A 17,262-nucleotide genomic window follows, 5' to 3' on the forward strand; every position below is an offset into this window, starting at 1 on the left:
CAGCGGACATATCTAGCGGTTCATTGTGGCCCACTTTTTTTACAGGGACTTCACCAGCAAAGCACGGTTGCTATTTTGGTCATATGCAGCTAAAGAGTGGTACGTATAGAATCTATAAAAGAGACGCTGACCAGATTAAGAGAAAACCTTTCTGGCTTTGGTTGAGTCAGGCTGGGAAAACGGTTGCAATTTGTGACATCCCCCAAACCTATCCGATCGAAGGACTTAATGGGTTCCAGATAACTGGCTGGGGGGTTGAATCGCCCCACTGGAAGTTGTCATCCTGGCCACCTGAACTTATTGGAGACGTTATATCACGTATTGGGACTCATCCTCTCTGGAGATGGTATCAGACTAAACGTGAGAACATCAGCGAATACGAGGACTTGTACGAAAAATTAATCTTAGGCATAGAGAGAAAAGGTTTAATTACATCTTATCTATTGGAGCGGGGGCCTTGGGACTTTTTTTTGATGATGTACTCGGAACCGCATTGGGCCGGGCATTTGCTTTGGCATCTATTGGATGTTAAACATTCGGCCCACAATCATGAGACAGCTATGGGTCTAAAAGACGTAATTCGTAATATTTACGCATCGATTGATTCCAACGTCTCTAAACTCATTGAAGCATTTCCGGATGCAACCTTCTTAATTTTTTCTCCTGCGGGTATTGAAAATAATTATAGTGGAATTCATCTATTGCCTGAGGTTCTAAAAAGGTTAGGTATAATGGGAAAGAACTCAAAGGATGGGCACCGGTTTAGACGGATTTCCGTTGCCCTCGAGAAAATAAGTCTATTAATGCCTCACAAGAGGTGGGGACCCTATACACTGAAAAAATTGGAGGGCTTTATTCCCGCTGAGGTAATCGCGGTTGCCAAACGGATCGTTCCTGAAAAATTGTGGGCAAACATGGCGCGTCGCTTATTAACACTTGGTAATGAATGGCGATGGAGCAGGGCCTTTTGCGTGCCGAATGACTTCTCTGGAGCAATCAGAATAAATCTAAAAGGTCGAGAGCCAAATGGTATAGTAGAACAAGGAGAAGAATATGATAAATTATGTGATGAACTCATAAAAGAGCTTAATTCCTTGGTGAATCCTGCTACTGGCAGGAAGGCGGTAAGTGAAGTCCTAAGAGTAGACAAGCTATTTCAGGGAGAAAATCTATGGGACCTTCCAGACCTTCTTGTAGTATGGAAAAGGGATGCACCGATAAAAGCCCTCTTTTTGCCTCGTATAGGAACGGTTACAGGTGACATTCCCGATAAGCGAATGGGGGCTCACAAAGCTGAGGGCATACTCATAGCTGCAGGAAGGCAAATCAATTCCTCAAAAACCTTTGAAGGAGGCCATATTATGGACATCGCTCCGACAATTCTCGATCTAATGGGTTGCCCGATACCACAGGATATGGATGGTAAGGTCCTAACGGATATAATTTATTAGGATTTTAAAGTTACCAGCTCTATAAGTTACTCCTGATGTCCAGGTACTCATATTCTCTCCTTTGCCATGCCCGATTCTATTTGGAAACTATCAATGAGTAAATAGCGAGTTCTGTGTTCGTTTATAAAGAAATCGACGAATCTTATGTTACTTTGTGTTTATGATCTCTTTGCACCAGTTATGATAATCGACGATTAATTAATAGCGTGGTATTAGCTTGAAGATTTTTTATATATATCTGACTGACGTACGTAATACTTGGGCTAATGTAGTTCAAACCTTGCAGATGTGCGAGGCTTTATCAAAATTACACGAGGTTAATTTTTTTCACCCGTTTCTCTTCCAGAGGACTTTAAATGAGAGGCTGAGTTTTTTTTATATAGAGAAAAGATTTCGTATTACCAGGGTTGTGGCATTTGGCCCACTTGAGCAAAAGTATTTGGACTTTGCAAACAGGGTTATTTTCTTTTTCCAAATACTCTTTTATTTATATTTTTCCAAATACGACTTAGTTTATACACGAGACTATTCATTTTTAGTATTTTTGTCCTGGCTCCCTAGATTCCTGCGACCGAAGAAAAAATTAATTTATGAGCCTCATAAAATTTATTACTATTCCTCGGATAAAGTTAATGATCTTAGACTGGAGATTGAATGCGTAAAACTACCGGACAAGTTAATCGCAATATCAGATGGAGTAAAGCAGGATTTGATTGAACTCGGGGTTGAAAAGAACAAGATAGAGGTTATTCCAAATGGCGTGAAGGTTGATAAATTTGTCATTGAATTTGATGTGGACGGCTTTAGAAAAGAAAATCATATCTCGAATGATGATGTTGCTATAACCTATTCTGGTTCGTGGGAGATGTGGAAAGGTGTTGATGTGTTGATTAAAGCCTTTGCAAGAGTTTTAAGAAAGGCAGAAAATTGTAAATTAATTCTAGTTGGGGGGAGTAAAGAAGATCTCATTAATAAGAGAGAATTAATAAGAAGTTTAGATATATCTGAAGAAAAAATTCTTTTGATTGGTTATGTTTCACAAATTGAAGTAGTTAAATACCTTAGGACTTCCGATATTGGCGTTATTCCGAATATAATGACTACCATGGGTAGCCGTTACACCTCACCGCTAAAACTATTTGAGTATATGGCTGCAGGACTGCCAATCGTTGCTTCGGACTTGCCTTCGACGCGTGAGATACTTAAAGAAGATGAAGCGGTATTTTTTGAGCCCGAAAATGATAATGATTTGGCGAATAAATTGGTCAACTTGATTTACGATAAAATTAAAAGGGAACGGTTGGGATTTTTAATCAGCCAAAAGGCAAAAGAGTTTAGCTACGAAGAAAGATGTCGAAAAGTAACAGAAGTAATAGATAGTGCTATACGAATTCATGCTTAGAATTGTATGTCGATACTTAAACAGGATTGGATTAAAGCGAGCAGGAAACTAACTATTGTTTCGATAGTAATCCTCTTTATTGCGTTTTCGGGATCTTTACTCTTCTTATTCTTTGGATCTCGGCTCATCGAGTGGGCATCCGGAGGGGAATCAATTGAACTTATCAACAGATTAATAGTAGAGGGTAAGAAATATGATTTACCCTACGTTCAGGTCGAGTCAGCTTTAACTAGAATAGTCATAATTATCAACGCGTTATCGCTGATATTAGTGGCAAGTCTTCTCAACTCACGGACGCGTCGGATAGTTAAAAGTTTCTTTACCGAGAAGACACATCCGGTAAACCTTGCAGTTTTTCGTATAGTATTGTTTCTCACTGTAATCAATACGGCTGATGTGTCAGATGTAATCTGGTTTAGTGAGTTCCCTAAAGAATTGTTATTTGCCCCGACCGGGCTCGAATGGTTATTTAATTACATACCCCTCAACGAAACATGGGCCAGGGTGTCGAGTCTTTTGTTTCTTTTTTTCTGTTTTACTGGAATGATAGGTCTCTTTACGCGCACTTCAGCGCTGTTGGCCGTGATTTTTGGTTTCTACGTGCTTGGCATCCCTCAATTCTTTGGTAAGGTAAGACATTACCACCATCTCATATGGTTCCTTGCAATCCTCGCGGCTAGCCGGTGCGGAGATGCGTTTTCAATTGATGCAATTCTTGCTGCGAGAAAGAGAGCCGATCAGGGGATAACTGATCCTCCCGGTCCTTCTCAGGCTTATGCTTTGCCCCTTCGGTTCGTATGGCTTTTAATGGGTGTTATATATTTTTTCCCCGGATTTTGGAAATTTGTATGGGCGGGCCCGGATTGGGCTTTTAGTGACAACTTAAAATTTAGACTTTATAAAACATGGTTTGAATTCGGCGATTGGACACCTTTTTTCAGAATAGATCAGTATCCTTTTTTGTATAAACTAGCGGCACTTGGAACAATTGTTTTTGAATTAACATTTATCTTCATCATTTTCTTTCCGCGAATACGTTTATTGGCTGTTGTCGGAGGACTCTTACTGCACAACTTAACCAATGTGTTTATGCGTATACCATTCTGGTGGCTTCAATCATGCTATGTTTCTTTTTTTGATTGGAATGCGATTTTTCACCGAATTGGCCGTTGGATTTACAAGGATGAAATGTACCTCTTTTACGACGGAAACTGCAAGAGTTGCCGTAGAAACATTGCATATTTCAGAGTTTTTGATGTTTTCGGTCGTGTAAGTTATGTAAATGTCCTCGGCGAAGAGGAAACCGAAAATAATGACTGGCATTTATTGGATTATTCAGCTATTAAGACAAACATGTACGCAGGTGTCGGTTCGAGGAGCTTGCCTGGGATCCAAGTGTTTCAAGAAATTGCAAAACGCGTTCCAGTTTTCTGGCCAATAATCCCATTCTTATATATTTGGCCTCTAACAAGGATCGGTAACCGGCTATGTCATCATCCAGATCATTCGCGAAAATCAGTTGTTGTTAGGGCGCAATCTTTAAAGACAGCGGAATTCAGATCTCCTCAGCGAAGTTCAGCGGCGGTTGTAACCGTAGGAGGCTTCTTAATTTTTGTGAATGGCTTATTTGGTCTAGGCCATATAGTTTCATCCTGGCCTTTTGCTTGTTATCCGACATTCGAGCGTATAATGGGTCCTGAATCGAAAATAGAATCTCTCTCTATTTCTTTGACCGGTTCTACTGATGGATCCATTTCACTCGACGGATATTTATTAAATAGAGAAATTTACTGGACCAGGAGATTGGGTTTGATTCAGCATATTCTTTCGACAGATGACCAAGAGCTTTTGCGCGTCCGTCTAAAGGCTCTTTGGCAGATCTGGTCGCAGAAAGACCCTAGACTGAGGCAAGCAAATACCGTCGGATTTTACAGGGCTGTACTTTTTCCAAACCCTCCTGAACGGCAAGGACAAAATCATGCCCGACGAGAGTTGCTATTTGAGTTGAAATTGAAGCAAGACTAAAAGTAAATACCTAATCGATGATTATTTATTTAGTCTTAATTAAGGGGGTAAGCTAAGGTGAAAAACCGTGTTATAGTGATTGGGTTAGATGCTGCTGACCCTGACCTAGTCGAGAATTGGTCTAAAGAAGGGTACCTTCCAACCATGACTGCACTTATGACTCAGGGCTCTTGGGGGAGATTAGCCTCGCCGGCTGAAATCTCGACTGGACCTGTCTGGCCAACGTTTTTTGCTAGTATTTCCCCTGCTGAGCATGGAAGGTTTTTCTATAGGCAGCTAAAGTCCGGAACCTACCGAATTCATAAAAAATATGCCGTTAATATCGAGGCAAAGAATATGAATCTTTATGTAATGAGCTTATCAATGGGCTCGAAAATTTAGAAAATCCAGATACTGGGGAAAAGGCAGTAAGCGAGGTAGTAAGAGTGGATAAGCTTTACCAGGGAAAACTTCTATGGGAACTACCAGACCTGATAGTCAAGTGGACTGGAGATGCTCCTATTAGAGCACTTTATTCCCCAGTTATAGGTACGGTTATGGGCCATAATCCTGAAAGAAGGTCCGGGGAGGATAAACCTGAAGGCTTTATTATAGCGCATGGAAAACATATTAAATCGGGAAAATATATTGAAGAAGGAGATCAAATGGACATAGCTCCTACTGTGCTCTATCTTATGGGACAACCTGTTCCAGGAAATACGGGTGGTAAGGTTCTATTAGATATCATCGAAGATGAATTTAAAGTTAGTAACCCGCCACGTTATCTAGAGCCTAGGGTTAACAAAAATTAGGGGGAAAATCAATGTATGAATTACCGCTCTTTCGGTAGCACCGGTTTACAGGTTTCGGAGATAGGTTTAGGATGTTCAAGTATTGGAAAACGTGCGAATGATGACAGGAAGTCAATTCTTGTACTGAATCGGGCATATGAGCTGGGAATAAACTTTTATGATACCGCTGACGGTTATGGATACGGCCGTAGTGAAGAACTAATTGGACGTACTCTTAAAGACCGGCGAAGCCAAGTAATAATTGCAAGTAAAGTTGGAACATTGTCTTCATCGCTTGGCCGAATTGGTAAGGTCTTACTCCCAGTTCTTGAGCCTATTCGCTACATTATCCAACCTCGGAAAGGTGCTCTTAAGAGATTATCAAGACCAAGGCAAGATTTTTCTTCTGCTTACATAAAAAAGCTATAAATAAAAGCTTAAGGCGGTTACAGACAGACCATATAGATTTATATCAGCTTCACAATCCTCCAACATGGATGCTAGAGCGAGGTGAAGTGTTTGAAACTCTGGATTGTCTCAAAAATCAGGGAAAGATTCGCTTCTATGGGGTGTCGGCTGAAACAGTAAGCGATGCTTGTATATGTTTAAAATATTCAAAGGTTTTACCTCTCCAAGTAGTACTTAATCTCTTAGAGCAGGAGGCGGTTAAAGAACTTCTTCCTTTGGATCAGCAAAAAAAATTGCTATTATTGCTCGTGTTCCCTTAGCACGAGGTTTACTTACAAAAAGAATGACTGTCCAAACCGGGCCGCTTATCGATAACAGGCAATTGCAATTAGGAAGAAGCAAGGCGGAAGAGTTTGCTTTTCTAGTAAATGGGAATCAAACACTTCCTCAGGCAGCTAGTCAGTTTGTCTTGCATCATCCGCAGGTTTCTGTGGTAATTCCCGGGACAAGTACCGTAAGACATTTAGAGGATAATATCAAAGCTTTGGAGTCTCCAACCTTAACAAAAGAAGAACTAGAAAAGATTGCTTTGTTAGCTCAGAAATCGTCTTACAAGACGGAAAGAATTGAAGTTTGAAATAGGAGCATTAAAGTATTATTTAAGTTCGGATGAGTTTTTGGCTTTTAAAAAAATGGCAAACCATTCAGAGGCGCAGAAAATTTTCGAAGTAGAATTGGGTCAACGAGAAGAGAGAATTAATCTTGCCAAGACTACGCTACTTTTAGCAAAGTGCGTCGAGTATCCAAACCTAATTGTCGATGAATACTTGAGTAAAGTAGCTCAAATGGCAGCCGAAATTGAGTCTCGATTAGGAGGTGAAAATAAGGACCCTTTTTCGCTGATAGATTTAATCAATCACTATTTGTTTGTCGAACAGGGATTCCAAGGTAATGAAGATGACTATTATGACCCTAGAAATAGTTTCTTAAATGATGTTATGGATAGAAAAACAGGAATTCCAATTACACTTTCTACCCTGTACATAGAAATTGCGGGAAGGGTGAGGCTGGCATTAGACGGGGTAGGCTTTCCAGGACACTTTATAGTTAAATATTCGGGATCAGGCGAAGAGATACTAATTGATCCCTTTAACAAGGGCAGAATACTATCGGAGAAAAACTGCCAGGATATTCTTGATAAGATGTATGGGGGTAGCGTCCGATTTCAAGAAAAAATGCTGATTGCTTCCACTAAGAAGCAAATGCTAAATAGAATGTTGAATAATTTAAAGGGGGTATACATCGGTTCTAAAAATCATCAAAAGGCTCTTTCAGTCGTTGAATTGATTCTTGAATTAACCCCTGATAATTGTTCGGAGATAAGAGATAGAGGGTTACTCTACTATAAGCTGGAATGCTTTTCCCAGGCACTTCAGGACCTGGAAACCTATCTTAATCTGTCTCCTGACGCTCCGGATACTGAGGCGATGCTTGCTATTTCTTCAAGGCTAAAGGATCTTGTGAAATTGATTAACTAACTAAAATTAGCCTATACACGCCTAGTTGTATTTTAGTAAACACGCGAGGTTTGCCTACCTACATCAAAAAAAGTAATAATTTTTATCTCTTTATTGGATTATGTCCGTTACTTCGGTAGAATTCCTACATTTTATATGAATAGAGGATATCAGATATGAGACAACTCAAAGGTTTGAATCGTTTTTTAATAGGGATATTACCTTTTCTCGCACTAACATTTGTATCCTGCAGCGTCGGAGATAATACGCCGCCCAATACAATTACCGATCTCAGTGTTGATAGCGGGTTAAGACTTTTAGAATGGACTGCCCCTGGTGATGACGGAAAAAGTGGAAAAGCCTCACTTTATTTTATCAGGTACCTTGACAATTCGCAGATTGAAGAGATTCTGGGTGTGCCAAATTTGGATAATGTTCCAACTGAAGTTATAGATGAAACGGTACTTAATAATTTGAATGACGGCATTCAAAACCCGACATTTGTTCCACCACAGAACGAAGGACTTCCGGAGAGTTTCTCGGCACCAAGGTTAGACATCACTGGCCAGATGCAATATTTTTATTCAATACAGTCAAGCGACGAAGTGGGCAGTGAGTCAAAGCCATCCAATGTAGTTACTGTTACGACTCAGCTGCAATCATTAAAATTTCAGGGCCCAGATACTTTATGTCCTGAGGGTCTCTCAATCGGAGCAGGGAATTTTACCAACACACAGGAAGATGACGATGACGGTATAATTAGGAATGATATTCTAATAGGCGATCCTTGTAGCGGAATAGTCTATTTATTCTTTGGCAGTAGTGATCTCTCTATAGACATATCATCTCCCGATGTGACTATTATCGGGAATGCAAATGATGGATTCGGTGCGTCGGTAACGGGGATTGGTAATTTTGGCGGTCCTGGACCTGCGTTGGCTGAGATCGGCATAGGGGCACCCGGATTCGATGGGAATACCGGAGAGGTTTTTATCATTTTTGGCGATAATCAGTTTCCGAGCGTAATCGATCTCAGTGCCGGAGATCAGCCTGACTTCTTGATTACAGGGGAAAACCAGGGCGATAATTTCGGTATAAACACTGTTGGATTTGCAAATGTTGGAAGAAGGGGTGATGAATTCTTTGTCGGCGCTCCCAATGCCGACTCTCAAACCGGAAAGACTTATCGATTTATAGGAAATCGATTAACGAATGGGGCTAGTTCTGCCGGCGATGCGAGAGGAATAATAATTGGGCAATCTCAAGGTGATTTGTTTGGTTCTGCTATCACGGATGCAAGCGGGATTAAATCCGGGGGCTCCGGTGAATATGCAATCAGTTCTCCGGGCTCGGGCAAGGTCTATTTATTTTTCGAGAGTGTATCCGGTGTGAAGGATCTTTCTGTTGATATATCGGATGTTTTAATCATACAGGGAAGTGTCGCAGACGAATTTGGATTGTCAGTATCAGGGGGAGGTGATATAGACGAAGACGGTGATGGGAAGACCGACCTTGTTATAGGAGCTCCAGCAACTGCTGACGATACGGGTTCCGTATTTTTCTATAGCGGAGACGATTTAGATGATGCCTTTGAAAATGGTACCGAGCCGATGTCCTCAACTCAATTCGTTGGTTTACCAGGATCAAGGTTTGGCGAGTCTGTTGGGGTTTTTAATCTTCTAACGCCCGATGTCACAACGAGGAAGAGGGCCACTGCCACGATCCTCCTGTTGGAGCAATCGAACGCAGACTTTGGCGTAGGGGCGCCTGGTACAACTAACGGTACGGATTTTATTTTCTTGGGTGGTAGCACCTTTCCAGAAGTCGTGAGTGCATCAGATGCCGATGTTACGATTGAAGGAGACCCATCTGAATCCAACTTCGGAGAGACTACAGCCGATTTAGGAGACGTTAATGGTGATCAAATAGAAGATTTTGCCTTATCAGGGTCGGGTTTTGTCAGAGTAGAATTCTAATTTGGCTTTGGCTAATCGCCAACCCATTTTTGTAACTTATCAATTTATTCGGGCAGGTCGGTTTAAATCATATTTGTTTTTCTCATCTATTTTGTTTTCACTTACTATTTTACCGTCGCTTAATATTACTATTCGTTTGGCATAGTCGGCTATATCTTTTTCGTGAGTTATCATAATGATAGTTTTTCCCTGGTCATTCAGTGATTTGAAGATTTCCAGTATTTCTATGCTCATCTTGGTATCGAGATTCCCTGTTGGCTCATCAGCCAGTATTATGCTTGGCTTGTTAACAATAGCCCTTGCTATTGCAACTCGTTGTTGTTGGCCGCCTGATAGTTGAGATGGTAGGTGATTTTCTCTACCCTCAAGACCCAACACACTCAATGCCTCATTTGCCAGTTCTAGCCTCTTATTCGATGGGGTGCCATTATATATTAGAGGGAGTTCGACATTTTCAATCGCTGATGTCCTAGGAAGCAAGTTAAAGCTTTGGAAAACAAAACCGATTTTCTCATTCCTTATTTCAGCAAGCCGATCCTTCTCAAGGTTCACTATGTTCTGACCTTCGATGAAATAATTGCCACTGGTTGGCTTATCCAAGCAGCCTATTATGTTCATCAACGTGCTTTTTCCCGAGCCTGAAGGACCTATGATGGATATGAACTCACCAGATTTTATGTTGATTGAAACGCCCCTTAATGCGTGAACATCAACCTCTCCCATATTATAGACCTTGTGAATATCTTCTAAGGAAATAACATAATCCATATTGTTAGAACCTCTTCGGCTTAGGAAGGACTATAGGGCCCAGTTCTTCGGAGCTTGACTTACCTTTCTGCGTTACTCCTATTATAATCTCCTGTCCTTTTTCAATGTCCCCACCTAAGATCTGGGTGAATATATCATCGCTAATTCCTGTTTCTACGGATATGGCCTTGAGGCGGCCGTTCTTAAGTAAGATCCAGACGGTGGGACTGTTTTGTAGATCGTTAGAATCTTGGTCAAGTGGAGATGATGGAAGAGGTATAAATCTTAACGCAGCCGTGGGTATTCGCAGCACATCGTTTTGATTTGCTACAAGAATCTGTACCTCTGCAGTCATTCCGGGTTTTAGTTTCAACTCATCATTATTGCTGACAAGTATAACTACATCATATGTCACAACATTATTGTTTGTGATTGATACATTTCTTATCTGTTGAATCCTTCCCTTAAATTGTTGGCCAGGATACGCATCGACCTCAAAGACGGCCTCCTGTCCTTCTCTTAACTTTCCGATATCGGCTTCACTTACATGTGCTTCGACCTTCATTTTTGTTAGATCATTTGCTATGACAAATAGAGGATGGCTCTGGCTCGGGCCGATGAATTCTCCAACACCTATGTTCTTCGAGATAATGACACCCTCAATCGGGGAACGAATCGCTGCAGAATTTAAATTGGATTCAGCCTTTTCTAGCTCTGCCTTGGCTATTTTAAGTTGCTCCATAGCGGAGGTATATTCTATTCTTGAATTTTCTAACTCGTATTTGGAAATTCTATCTGGTGTATTAATTAGTTCTTTATACAATTCGTATATTTTCCTTTTTTTCTCGGCTTCTGCCTGTGCCTTGCTCAGGGTCGCGTCAGCCTGTCTAACCTGTAATTCATACAAAGTGGGGTCGATCTGAGCGAGTATCTCGCCCTGTTTTACAATAGAGTTGAAATCTGCGTGAATTTGATTCACCACCCCTGAAACGTGCGCTACAACATCGACTGTGATCACCGGGTTTACTGTGCCCGATGCCGATATGTAGGCTGCAATATCTCCACTATCAATGGTCGCGGTATTATAGGAATAACTGGGGGACCTACTTACTAATTGACTATTTTTTAAAAAGAAGACTACTACTAGGGCAATCATAACGATCGCTAAGATAAGTAATTTTCTATTCATTACTCGTTTCGGCATTTGATTATTGGAATCCCTCAGTGTCGAGCATGCGTTTCATCGAACTAAATGTTAACTATTTTACTCGTTAATATGACTTTTAAAACTATATCCGCCATGACGCCATTTATTATTTAACCCTTACATGCTTTAGCTCGAGTATTCTCGTAACTTTGCCACATGGGGATCTTGTAGTTTTAATCAATAACCCTGCAGCAAGCTGCGAGTTATCGGTACCCAAACGATCAGTCTCTCATGTCATTGCTGTAGATGTTAGATATTTTGTGGACAAAAATCTTACAATTTCACGAATAGATTTATTTTCGTTGATCCTTTTCAGAATGAAAAGGATTTCAACGGCATTCCAAAAATTGCGTTAAGAGGATGAGTGTCATAGTCATGCTGAACTTGTTTCAGCATCTCTTGTTTCCATTAGATCCTGAAATAAATTCAGGATGACCGGGATGTGGTTGAGTTGAATTTTTCAGTCGTTATGTCATCCCCGAAATCAGTAGTCGGGGATCCAGAGGTAAAAGCATGGATTCCCTATTAAGGAATTAGGGAATGACAACAAGGGTACAGCCTCGTCCTGAACAAGGTCGAAGGGTTGCTTCTTTGTACCTGTGCTGAACTCGTGTCAGTATCAAGACAAAGAAGTTAGAAAGAAAAAAAATAGGATAATTTAAGAAAAACCTTTAAAGACCTTGTCCCGGAACTATCTTGCTCTTACAGCGATGACAGCGGAAACCCCTGTAGCAAGCTTCAGGGAATTATAAAGTTCAAAGTAGTCTGCCGCACGTTTGTTTAGTGAAAGTGTCATCCATTTTCTATAAATCTCCCGTTACCTTTTCAAGATTCGCGACTGAAATGTTATATAAAAAAACAGTTTGATAATATTGTGCTCCTTCTCTGAGATAGGTTCCAAATGCGTTTATTAATTCGTTTAAGCTTCCGATACCCAGGTCATAATTGGAAATCGAATTTTGTAGTAGTTTCTTGGCTTCTCCGAAACCCTCATTTTCATATTCAAGATTGTTGTTATTCTCTTTCATATCAAGGTATGCCTTTTCCACTTCAAGATCTATGTCTTGGAGGAAAGTATCTTTCTCTTTCAGGGATTTTGAATACTCGGCCTCAGCCTCGTTTAAATCTGCAGAAATACCATAATTGAGCACCTGCCTTATACCGATTCCCGCTCCGCCAATTATTGTATCTCTGAATATAGTAGATTGGTTATACCTCAGGGTTCCGCCTACAAAGATCGTGGGATAGTAATCGCTCCGCTCTCTTGCTACAGAATGCAATTTGGATTCAATCCCTGCATTTAAGGCCTTGAGTTTTGGCCTGTTTGCCTGGGTCTTCTCCTTATAATAACCTAACTCATCCAGCTTGAACTCAACTGGTTTTAAATCGTGTGAATCGATATCAAAGGAGTCTTTTTGCTCAATTGCCAGCATCCTCGTCAGCTCGGCTCTGGCAATATCTATCTCCTTTTCTGAACTGACGGCGTCTTTATTGACATTGGAAAGTAAAATTCTTAGGTTGAGTTTATCCATCTGAGTTGCCTTAGGAGAGCCAACTCTGATTAACTCTTCCACACTACTAAGAACCCTCTTAGCTTCGTCCCTTCCCTCGATGGCTAAGTCATTAAGAGCATATGCTAACTGCAGATTGTAGTATGCTGTTTTCGCTTGGGTTATTGTGTCGTTTCTCGCCTCGCTTATATTTGCAATGGTTGCCTCGACCCCTTTTTCCGCTCTTTTTTCGTCTGAGCTTATCTTACCAAAGGTATAGACCGGCTGGAAAAGATCTGCCCTTATTACTGTGAAGATTCCACCGGTTATTACCGCACCGTCGAATTGAGGATATTTTTCAGCCTTTGCCTTTTTTACCTTACTCTGAGAAATATCTAAATCTTTGTCTAGAACCCCCAAATCCGGGCTTGTAATCAATACTCTTTCCAAAATTTCCTCCAAGGTAAAGACGTTGTCATCAGCAATCGTGTCAACAGCAAGTATTAGAAATGTGCATAAAGTCAATAATCTTATCATCGGAAATCCTCCTTATCCTTTTCAATAGTTACAGTTGTCATTATATAACAACTTTCATTAAATTTAACGACAGTTTCTAATTATCTTCTTATTAATAAAAAAGGGGAATCTCCTGCATATCACCTAGCACTCGTAATGTCTAAACTAATTAGGGATCACGAACACCCATATGAAATTATCCCTTTATATAGTAAGTAAACGAACTCTTAAAATCTAAATAGTCGGCTTCTGCGGGTCATATGTACTGTTTTCAAAGTTCCGACGCAATTAAGGTTTAAAAATATGACTTTCAAAGATGAACGTTGCAACAATCAACTTTTTCTTTAAAATACAGAGATGGGTTTTGGAATTTATATACATATTCCGTATTGCGTAAAGAAATGTCCATACTGCGACTTTAACTCTTACGGTGTTGGAAAACTTATTCCAGAGGTTGAATATACCGAAGCTTTACTCGCGGAATTAGGCATATATAGTGACGCAATCGCCCGCTATCCTCTAACGTCTATCTTCTTTGGCGGTGGAACCCCCTCTTTGTTTTCATCTGAGAGTATAGGGAGAGTCATCAACAAGATTCTGGGGATCACATCTCCATCGGATTCACTTGAGGTGTCTATTGAAGTAAACCCAAAGACAGCCGACCTTGGTAAACTCCTCTCTTTTAAGGAGGCAGGAGTAAACAGGGTGAGTCTAGGTGTGCAATCATTCGCTGAGAAAAAGCTGGAATTTTTAGGGAGGATAAATTCACCCGAAGACAGCATGAGGATACTGGCGGATGTAATAAAGGCCGGATTTGAAAATTTCAACGCCGATCTGATGTATGGTTGTTCATTTGAAACACCGGAAGAGTGGAGGTCGGAGCTCGATAAGTTGCTTGGATTCAATACAACCCACGTGTCAGCATATTGCCTCACTATAGAGGATGATACAGAGTTTGCGGGATTATACTCGAAGGGGAAATTAATACTTCCCGATGAGGAAACGCTCTCCGATATGATCTCTTTAACTGGTATTGTACTTGCGGGCGCAGGCTACAACCAGTATGAAATATCGAACTTTGCTAAGCCTGGGTTTGAGTGTAGGCACAACATGCTCTACTGGAGAGGAGAAAATTATATTGGAATTGGCGCTGGTGCGCACTCACATCTTGATAGATGTTTACAGTCTGAGTGGGGAGCGAGATGGGGTAACGAAAAAAATCCTTCAGCGTATATCAAAAGGGTTATTGAAGGCAACAATCCAGTGGCTTTCATGGAGATTCTTGACAGGCAAACGGCACTTAAAGATAGGGTTTTAATGGGGCTTAGATTAGGGGAGGGGATCGATCTGGGAAAAATAGAGGATAGATTTTCAGTGAGCCTGATGTCTAGAGAGCTTGATTATTTAATCAGTGATGAATTCATTGAGCTCTCGGATAATAGGGTTAGCTTTAATAAAAAGGGGCTTTTGGTTTCGAATTCAATAATTTATAAAATACTTGAGGCTGTAGCTTACTGAGGGATATTAATTATTTTTTTTGATTTTACATGATACTTTTTTTCGCCGAGCTCCAAATAATACTTTCCGCTTTCTTCCTTTAGGTATTTGGTGATCTCGTAATATGCAGGTCTATTAAATCTGGCATCAAATGTCCCGCCTTTCACCTTCGTGTAAGGTATGTTTTCTTTGTTTAACATCAGGGTTCGGAAATCAAGTTTTTCCTCAGTCTCGTCATTCAGGATTAAATAGATGCCATCTTCGCGTTTATCTATCATTTTTACTACGAATGGAGTATCCTCTACATGAGCGTAAACCTTTCCTCTTCCCTCGTCGAGATAGTATCTGCCTTCTTCGTCACGTCTGAGCAGCCTGTTGTTGTAAAGGTATGTCCATCTGTGGAGGACTGGAATGCCGTCTTGGAACCAATTGCCATTTTTATCTATGAAAATTCTCGGAATGGTTTTATCTGTTTTTTGATTCGACATTTGCCCAATGGTTTTAGAGTCAATCAAGGTATCATAAGTGAATTGTTTAAATTGCGTATAGATAATATTATATGAAATGGTTTGATATTATCACTGATTCTGTCATTTCGCCTACCTTTTGTCATTCCGAATGAATATGAGGAATCTTTCCTTTCTCTTTGTATTTACCGACTTAACCACAAGATCTCTCACATTCGTTCGAGATGACAGACCGCGGGTAACATGAGGAGAGCGGGGGGGGTGTCCTTTCGCCCCCCTTGTCATTTCGAACGAAGAGAGAAATCTTTTCTTTCAAGAGATGCGCTGTCATCTATAATGTTCTTTTCACTTTAAGCTAAAGAAAACGTCTATTAGATATCGTTATTCATAGACCTCCAGTCTGGATTTTGCTCTTCAATCAGCTTTACCTTTTTCTTCCTCCTCCATTTCTTTATCTCCTTTTCCCTTTCTATAGCACACTCAACGTCCTCATGCACCTCACAATAAACGAGATTGTAACAATAGTACCTTCCAGCAAAGGATTCTTGATTTCCTCTATTCTCGTAATGCTGTTGAAGCCTTTTTCCTATATCGTTGGTTACACCGATGTACAGGGTGCTCCTGGTCGGGTTTGTTGTAATGTAAACATAGTAAATGTGTTCCTTCATAGTGGTAACGCGATTTTCTGCCTAGAGGTAAGTATAATCCCACCATTGTAATTTGAGTCTTGTCATTTTCACCAGTTCTGTCATTCCGAATGAATATGAGGAATCTTTCCTTTGTCTTTGTATTTAACTACTTAACCACAAGATCTCTCACATTCGTTCGAGATGACAGACTGGGGTATCACGATGACAGAAAAAAGTCGTCATTTCGACCACTTCGTTATACTCACTGCAGGCCCTTCGATTACCGCAGGACAGGCTCCGGGAGAAATCCATGTTTCGACTGCAGGGAGAAATCCCTTAAGACTATTCACACCGTTCAAAACTGTTTTTAAGGAAAATATCGATATAATCATTCCCCCAACACCTTCACGACAACCCTTTTTCTCCTCTGCCCGTCAAATTCAGCATAGAATACTCTCTGCCATGGACCAAGGTCAAGATCGCCTTTTGTGATCGGCACAATTACCTGATGGTGCACTATAAGATTCTTTAGGTGTGCATCACCATTATCCTCTCCTGTCTGATGATGTTTATAATCCTTCCTATAGGGGGCAAGCTTTTCAAGCCATTCCCATATGTCTTCAAATAGACCGTCCTCAAGATCGTTGACGTAAATTGCCGCGGTTATGTGCATGGCCGAGACAAGTACAAATCCATCGTCGACTGAGCTTTTTTTCACAATACCTCTTACGGTATCTGTAATGTGAATTATCTCCCTCCTTTTCTTTGTATTGAACCATAGATATTCTGTATGACTCTTCATTTGTTTTCCTCCCTATTGTAAGTAGCCTAAAATATTAAACATTTGCTTCATTATTCATGTCATCAATAGGATATGTGATTTTAGGCAAGTTGTGGTAATGCGGCCCGTAACGGTCCTGGAATAGCAGGGAAGCAACGACAGGTGGGACTTTCCAGTCTCGCATAAAAAAAGCGGAGTTGGAAAAACACCCCTCTCGCCTTTAACCCTCGAGCGAGGTAGACGTGACTGCATTATAACGGAGAGGAATAGGATTAGTCCCTATTCTCCCCGTCTGAGTTTATTAAAAGCATAACCGAAAGCGATTTTATATTCTCGTTTAAGCAGGAGGAGGGATGCAAGGATTGTACATGAAGTCAGG

General features: G+C 40.7%; 16 protein-coding genes and 1 pseudogene. 10 read left to right on the top strand and 7 right to left on the bottom strand.

What is annotated here, in order from left to right:
* The 9 genes and pseudogenes from VGA95_11455 to VGA95_11495 all read left to right on the top strand — a co-directional run.
* Window positions 1-1,451, top strand: a 1,451-nt coding sequence (locus tag VGA95_11455) for an alkaline phosphatase family protein (GenBank protein HEX9667157.1), incomplete at its 5' end; no start/stop codon positions are given.
* A 286-nt stretch (window positions 1,452-1,737) separates the two neighbouring features.
* Window positions 1,738-2,853, top strand: coding sequence for a glycosyltransferase family 4 protein (locus VGA95_11460; GenBank protein HEX9667158.1), 1,116 nt, complete (start codon window positions 1,738-1,740; stop codon window positions 2,851-2,853).
* A 6-nt stretch (window positions 2,854-2,859) separates the two neighbouring features.
* Window positions 2,860-4,878: a DCC1-like thiol-disulfide oxidoreductase family protein gene (locus VGA95_11465; protein HEX9667159.1), complete on the top strand. Its 2,019-nt coding sequence runs from the start codon at window positions 2,860-2,862 to the stop codon at window positions 4,876-4,878.
* 57 nt (window positions 4,879-4,935) lie between these two features.
* Window positions 4,936-5,259, top strand: coding sequence for an alkaline phosphatase family protein (locus tag VGA95_11470; protein HEX9667160.1), 324 nt, complete (start codon window positions 4,936-4,938; stop codon window positions 5,257-5,259).
* Between the two features lie 44 nt (window positions 5,260-5,303).
* Complete coding sequence (locus VGA95_11475; protein HEX9667161.1) at window positions 5,304-5,669, top strand: hypothetical protein; 366 nt, start codon at window positions 5,304-5,306, stop codon at window positions 5,667-5,669.
* Between the two features lie 15 nt (window positions 5,670-5,684).
* A complete protein-coding gene (locus VGA95_11480; protein HEX9667162.1) occupies window positions 5,685-6,077 on the top strand; it encodes an aldo/keto reductase in 393 nt (130 codons plus the stop codon).
* 32 nt (window positions 6,078-6,109) lie between these two features.
* A pseudogene (locus VGA95_11485) lies at window positions 6,110-6,693 on the top strand (aldo/keto reductase).
* Between the two features lie 40 nt (window positions 6,694-6,733).
* Window positions 6,734-7,594, top strand: a complete 861-nt coding sequence (locus tag VGA95_11490) for a tetratricopeptide repeat protein (GenBank protein ID HEX9667163.1) — start codon at window positions 6,734-6,736, stop codon at window positions 7,592-7,594.
* A 155-nt stretch (window positions 7,595-7,749) separates the two neighbouring features.
* On the top strand, window positions 7,750-9,549 hold the full coding sequence (locus VGA95_11495; GenBank protein HEX9667164.1) for a hypothetical protein: 1,800 nt from the start codon (window positions 7,750-7,752) through the stop codon (window positions 9,547-9,549).
* Between the two features lie 39 nt (window positions 9,550-9,588).
* On the opposite strand, the gene VGA95_11500 is transcribed toward VGA95_11495, so the two are convergent.
* The 3 genes from VGA95_11500 to VGA95_11510 all read right to left on the bottom strand — a co-directional run bounded on the left by VGA95_11500 (window position 9,589) and on the right by VGA95_11510 (window position 13,530).
* Window positions 9,589-10,317 carry an ABC transporter ATP-binding protein gene (locus VGA95_11500; protein ID HEX9667165.1) on the bottom strand — a complete coding sequence of 243 codons (729 nt, stop codon included), beginning with the start codon at window positions 10,315-10,317 and terminating at the stop codon, window positions 9,589-9,591.
* A 4-nt stretch (window positions 10,318-10,321) separates the two neighbouring features.
* A complete protein-coding gene (locus VGA95_11505; protein ID HEX9667166.1) occupies window positions 10,322-11,500 on the bottom strand; it encodes an efflux RND transporter periplasmic adaptor subunit in 1,179 nt (392 codons plus the stop codon).
* A gap of 806 nt (window positions 11,501-12,306) precedes the next feature.
* Window positions 12,307-13,530: a TolC family protein gene (locus VGA95_11510; protein HEX9667167.1), complete on the bottom strand. Its 1,224-nt coding sequence runs from the start codon at window positions 13,528-13,530 to the stop codon at window positions 12,307-12,309.
* Window positions 13,531-13,866: 336 nt separating this feature from the next.
* Here VGA95_11510 and hemW point away from each other — a divergent pair, with 336 nt between their 5' ends.
* Window positions 13,867-15,027 (top strand): radical SAM family heme chaperone HemW, encoded by a 1,161-nt coding sequence (gene hemW / locus VGA95_11515; GenBank protein HEX9667168.1) that lies wholly within the window; start codon window positions 13,867-13,869, stop codon window positions 15,025-15,027.
* On the opposite strand, the gene VGA95_11520 is transcribed toward hemW, so the two are convergent.
* The 4 genes from VGA95_11520 to VGA95_11535 form a co-directional block, all read right to left on the bottom strand.
* Entirely contained in the window at window positions 15,021-15,494 is a 474-nt protein-coding gene (locus VGA95_11520; protein HEX9667169.1) for a hypothetical protein, read from the bottom strand. The genes hemW and VGA95_11520 overlap by 7 nt on opposite strands.
* Window positions 15,495-15,844: 350 nt before the next feature.
* Window positions 15,845-16,141 (bottom strand): GIY-YIG nuclease family protein, encoded by a 297-nt coding sequence (locus VGA95_11525; GenBank protein HEX9667170.1) that lies wholly within the window; start codon window positions 16,139-16,141, stop codon window positions 15,845-15,847.
* Window positions 16,142-16,341: 200 nt separating this feature from the next.
* Window positions 16,342-16,494: a hypothetical protein gene (locus VGA95_11530; GenBank protein ID HEX9667171.1), complete on the bottom strand. Its 153-nt coding sequence runs from the start codon at window positions 16,492-16,494 to the stop codon at window positions 16,342-16,344.
* Window positions 16,491-16,904, bottom strand: coding sequence for a secondary thiamine-phosphate synthase enzyme YjbQ (locus tag VGA95_11535; GenBank protein ID HEX9667172.1), 414 nt, complete (start codon window positions 16,902-16,904; stop codon window positions 16,491-16,493). The genes VGA95_11530 and VGA95_11535 overlap by 4 nt, the downstream gene beginning before the upstream one ends.
* Window positions 16,905-17,262: the final 358 nt, after the last annotated feature.

It is taken from the genome of Thermodesulfobacteriota bacterium (assembly GCA_036397855.1).
Taxonomy (GTDB): Bacteria; Desulfobacterota_D; UBA1144; order Nemesobacterales; family CSP1-2; genus DASWID01.

Bases quoted from the DNA above. Each gene is read 5' to 3' on its own strand.
- VGA95_11530 (HEX9667171.1), bottom strand. From the start codon at position 16,494: ATGATTATATCGATATTTTCCTTAAAAACAGTTTTGAACGGTGTGAAT.
- VGA95_11480 (HEX9667162.1), top strand. From the start codon at position 5,685: ATGAATTACCGCTCTTTCGGTAGCACCGGTTTACAGGTTTCGGAGATA.
- VGA95_11505 (HEX9667166.1), bottom strand. From the start codon at position 11,500: ATGCCGAAACGAGTAATGAATAGAAAATTACTTATCTTAGCGATCGTT.
- VGA95_11465 (HEX9667159.1), top strand. From the start codon at position 2,860: ATGTCGATACTTAAACAGGATTGGATTAAAGCGAGCAGGAAACTAACT.
- VGA95_11500 (HEX9667165.1), bottom strand. From the start codon at position 10,317: ATGGATTATGTTATTTCCTTAGAAGATATTCACAAGGTCTATAATATG.
- VGA95_11520 (HEX9667169.1), bottom strand. From the start codon at position 15,494: ATGTCGAATCAAAAAACAGATAAAACCATTCCGAGAATTTTCATAGAT.
- VGA95_11525 (HEX9667170.1), bottom strand. From the start codon at position 16,141: ATGAAGGAACACATTTACTATGTTTACATTACAACAAACCCGACCAGG.
- hemW (HEX9667168.1), top strand. From the start codon at position 13,867: ATGGGTTTTGGAATTTATATACATATTCCGTATTGCGTAAAGAAATGT.
- VGA95_11510 (HEX9667167.1), bottom strand. From the start codon at position 13,530: ATGATAAGATTATTGACTTTATGCACATTTCTAATACTTGCTGTTGAC.
- VGA95_11535 (HEX9667172.1), bottom strand. From the start codon at position 16,904: ATGAAGAGTCATACAGAATATCTATGGTTCAATACAAAGAAAAGGAGG.
- VGA95_11495 (HEX9667164.1), top strand. From the start codon at position 7,750: ATGAGACAACTCAAAGGTTTGAATCGTTTTTTAATAGGGATATTACCT.
- VGA95_11460 (HEX9667158.1), top strand. From the start codon at position 1,738: ATGTGCGAGGCTTTATCAAAATTACACGAGGTTAATTTTTTTCACCCG.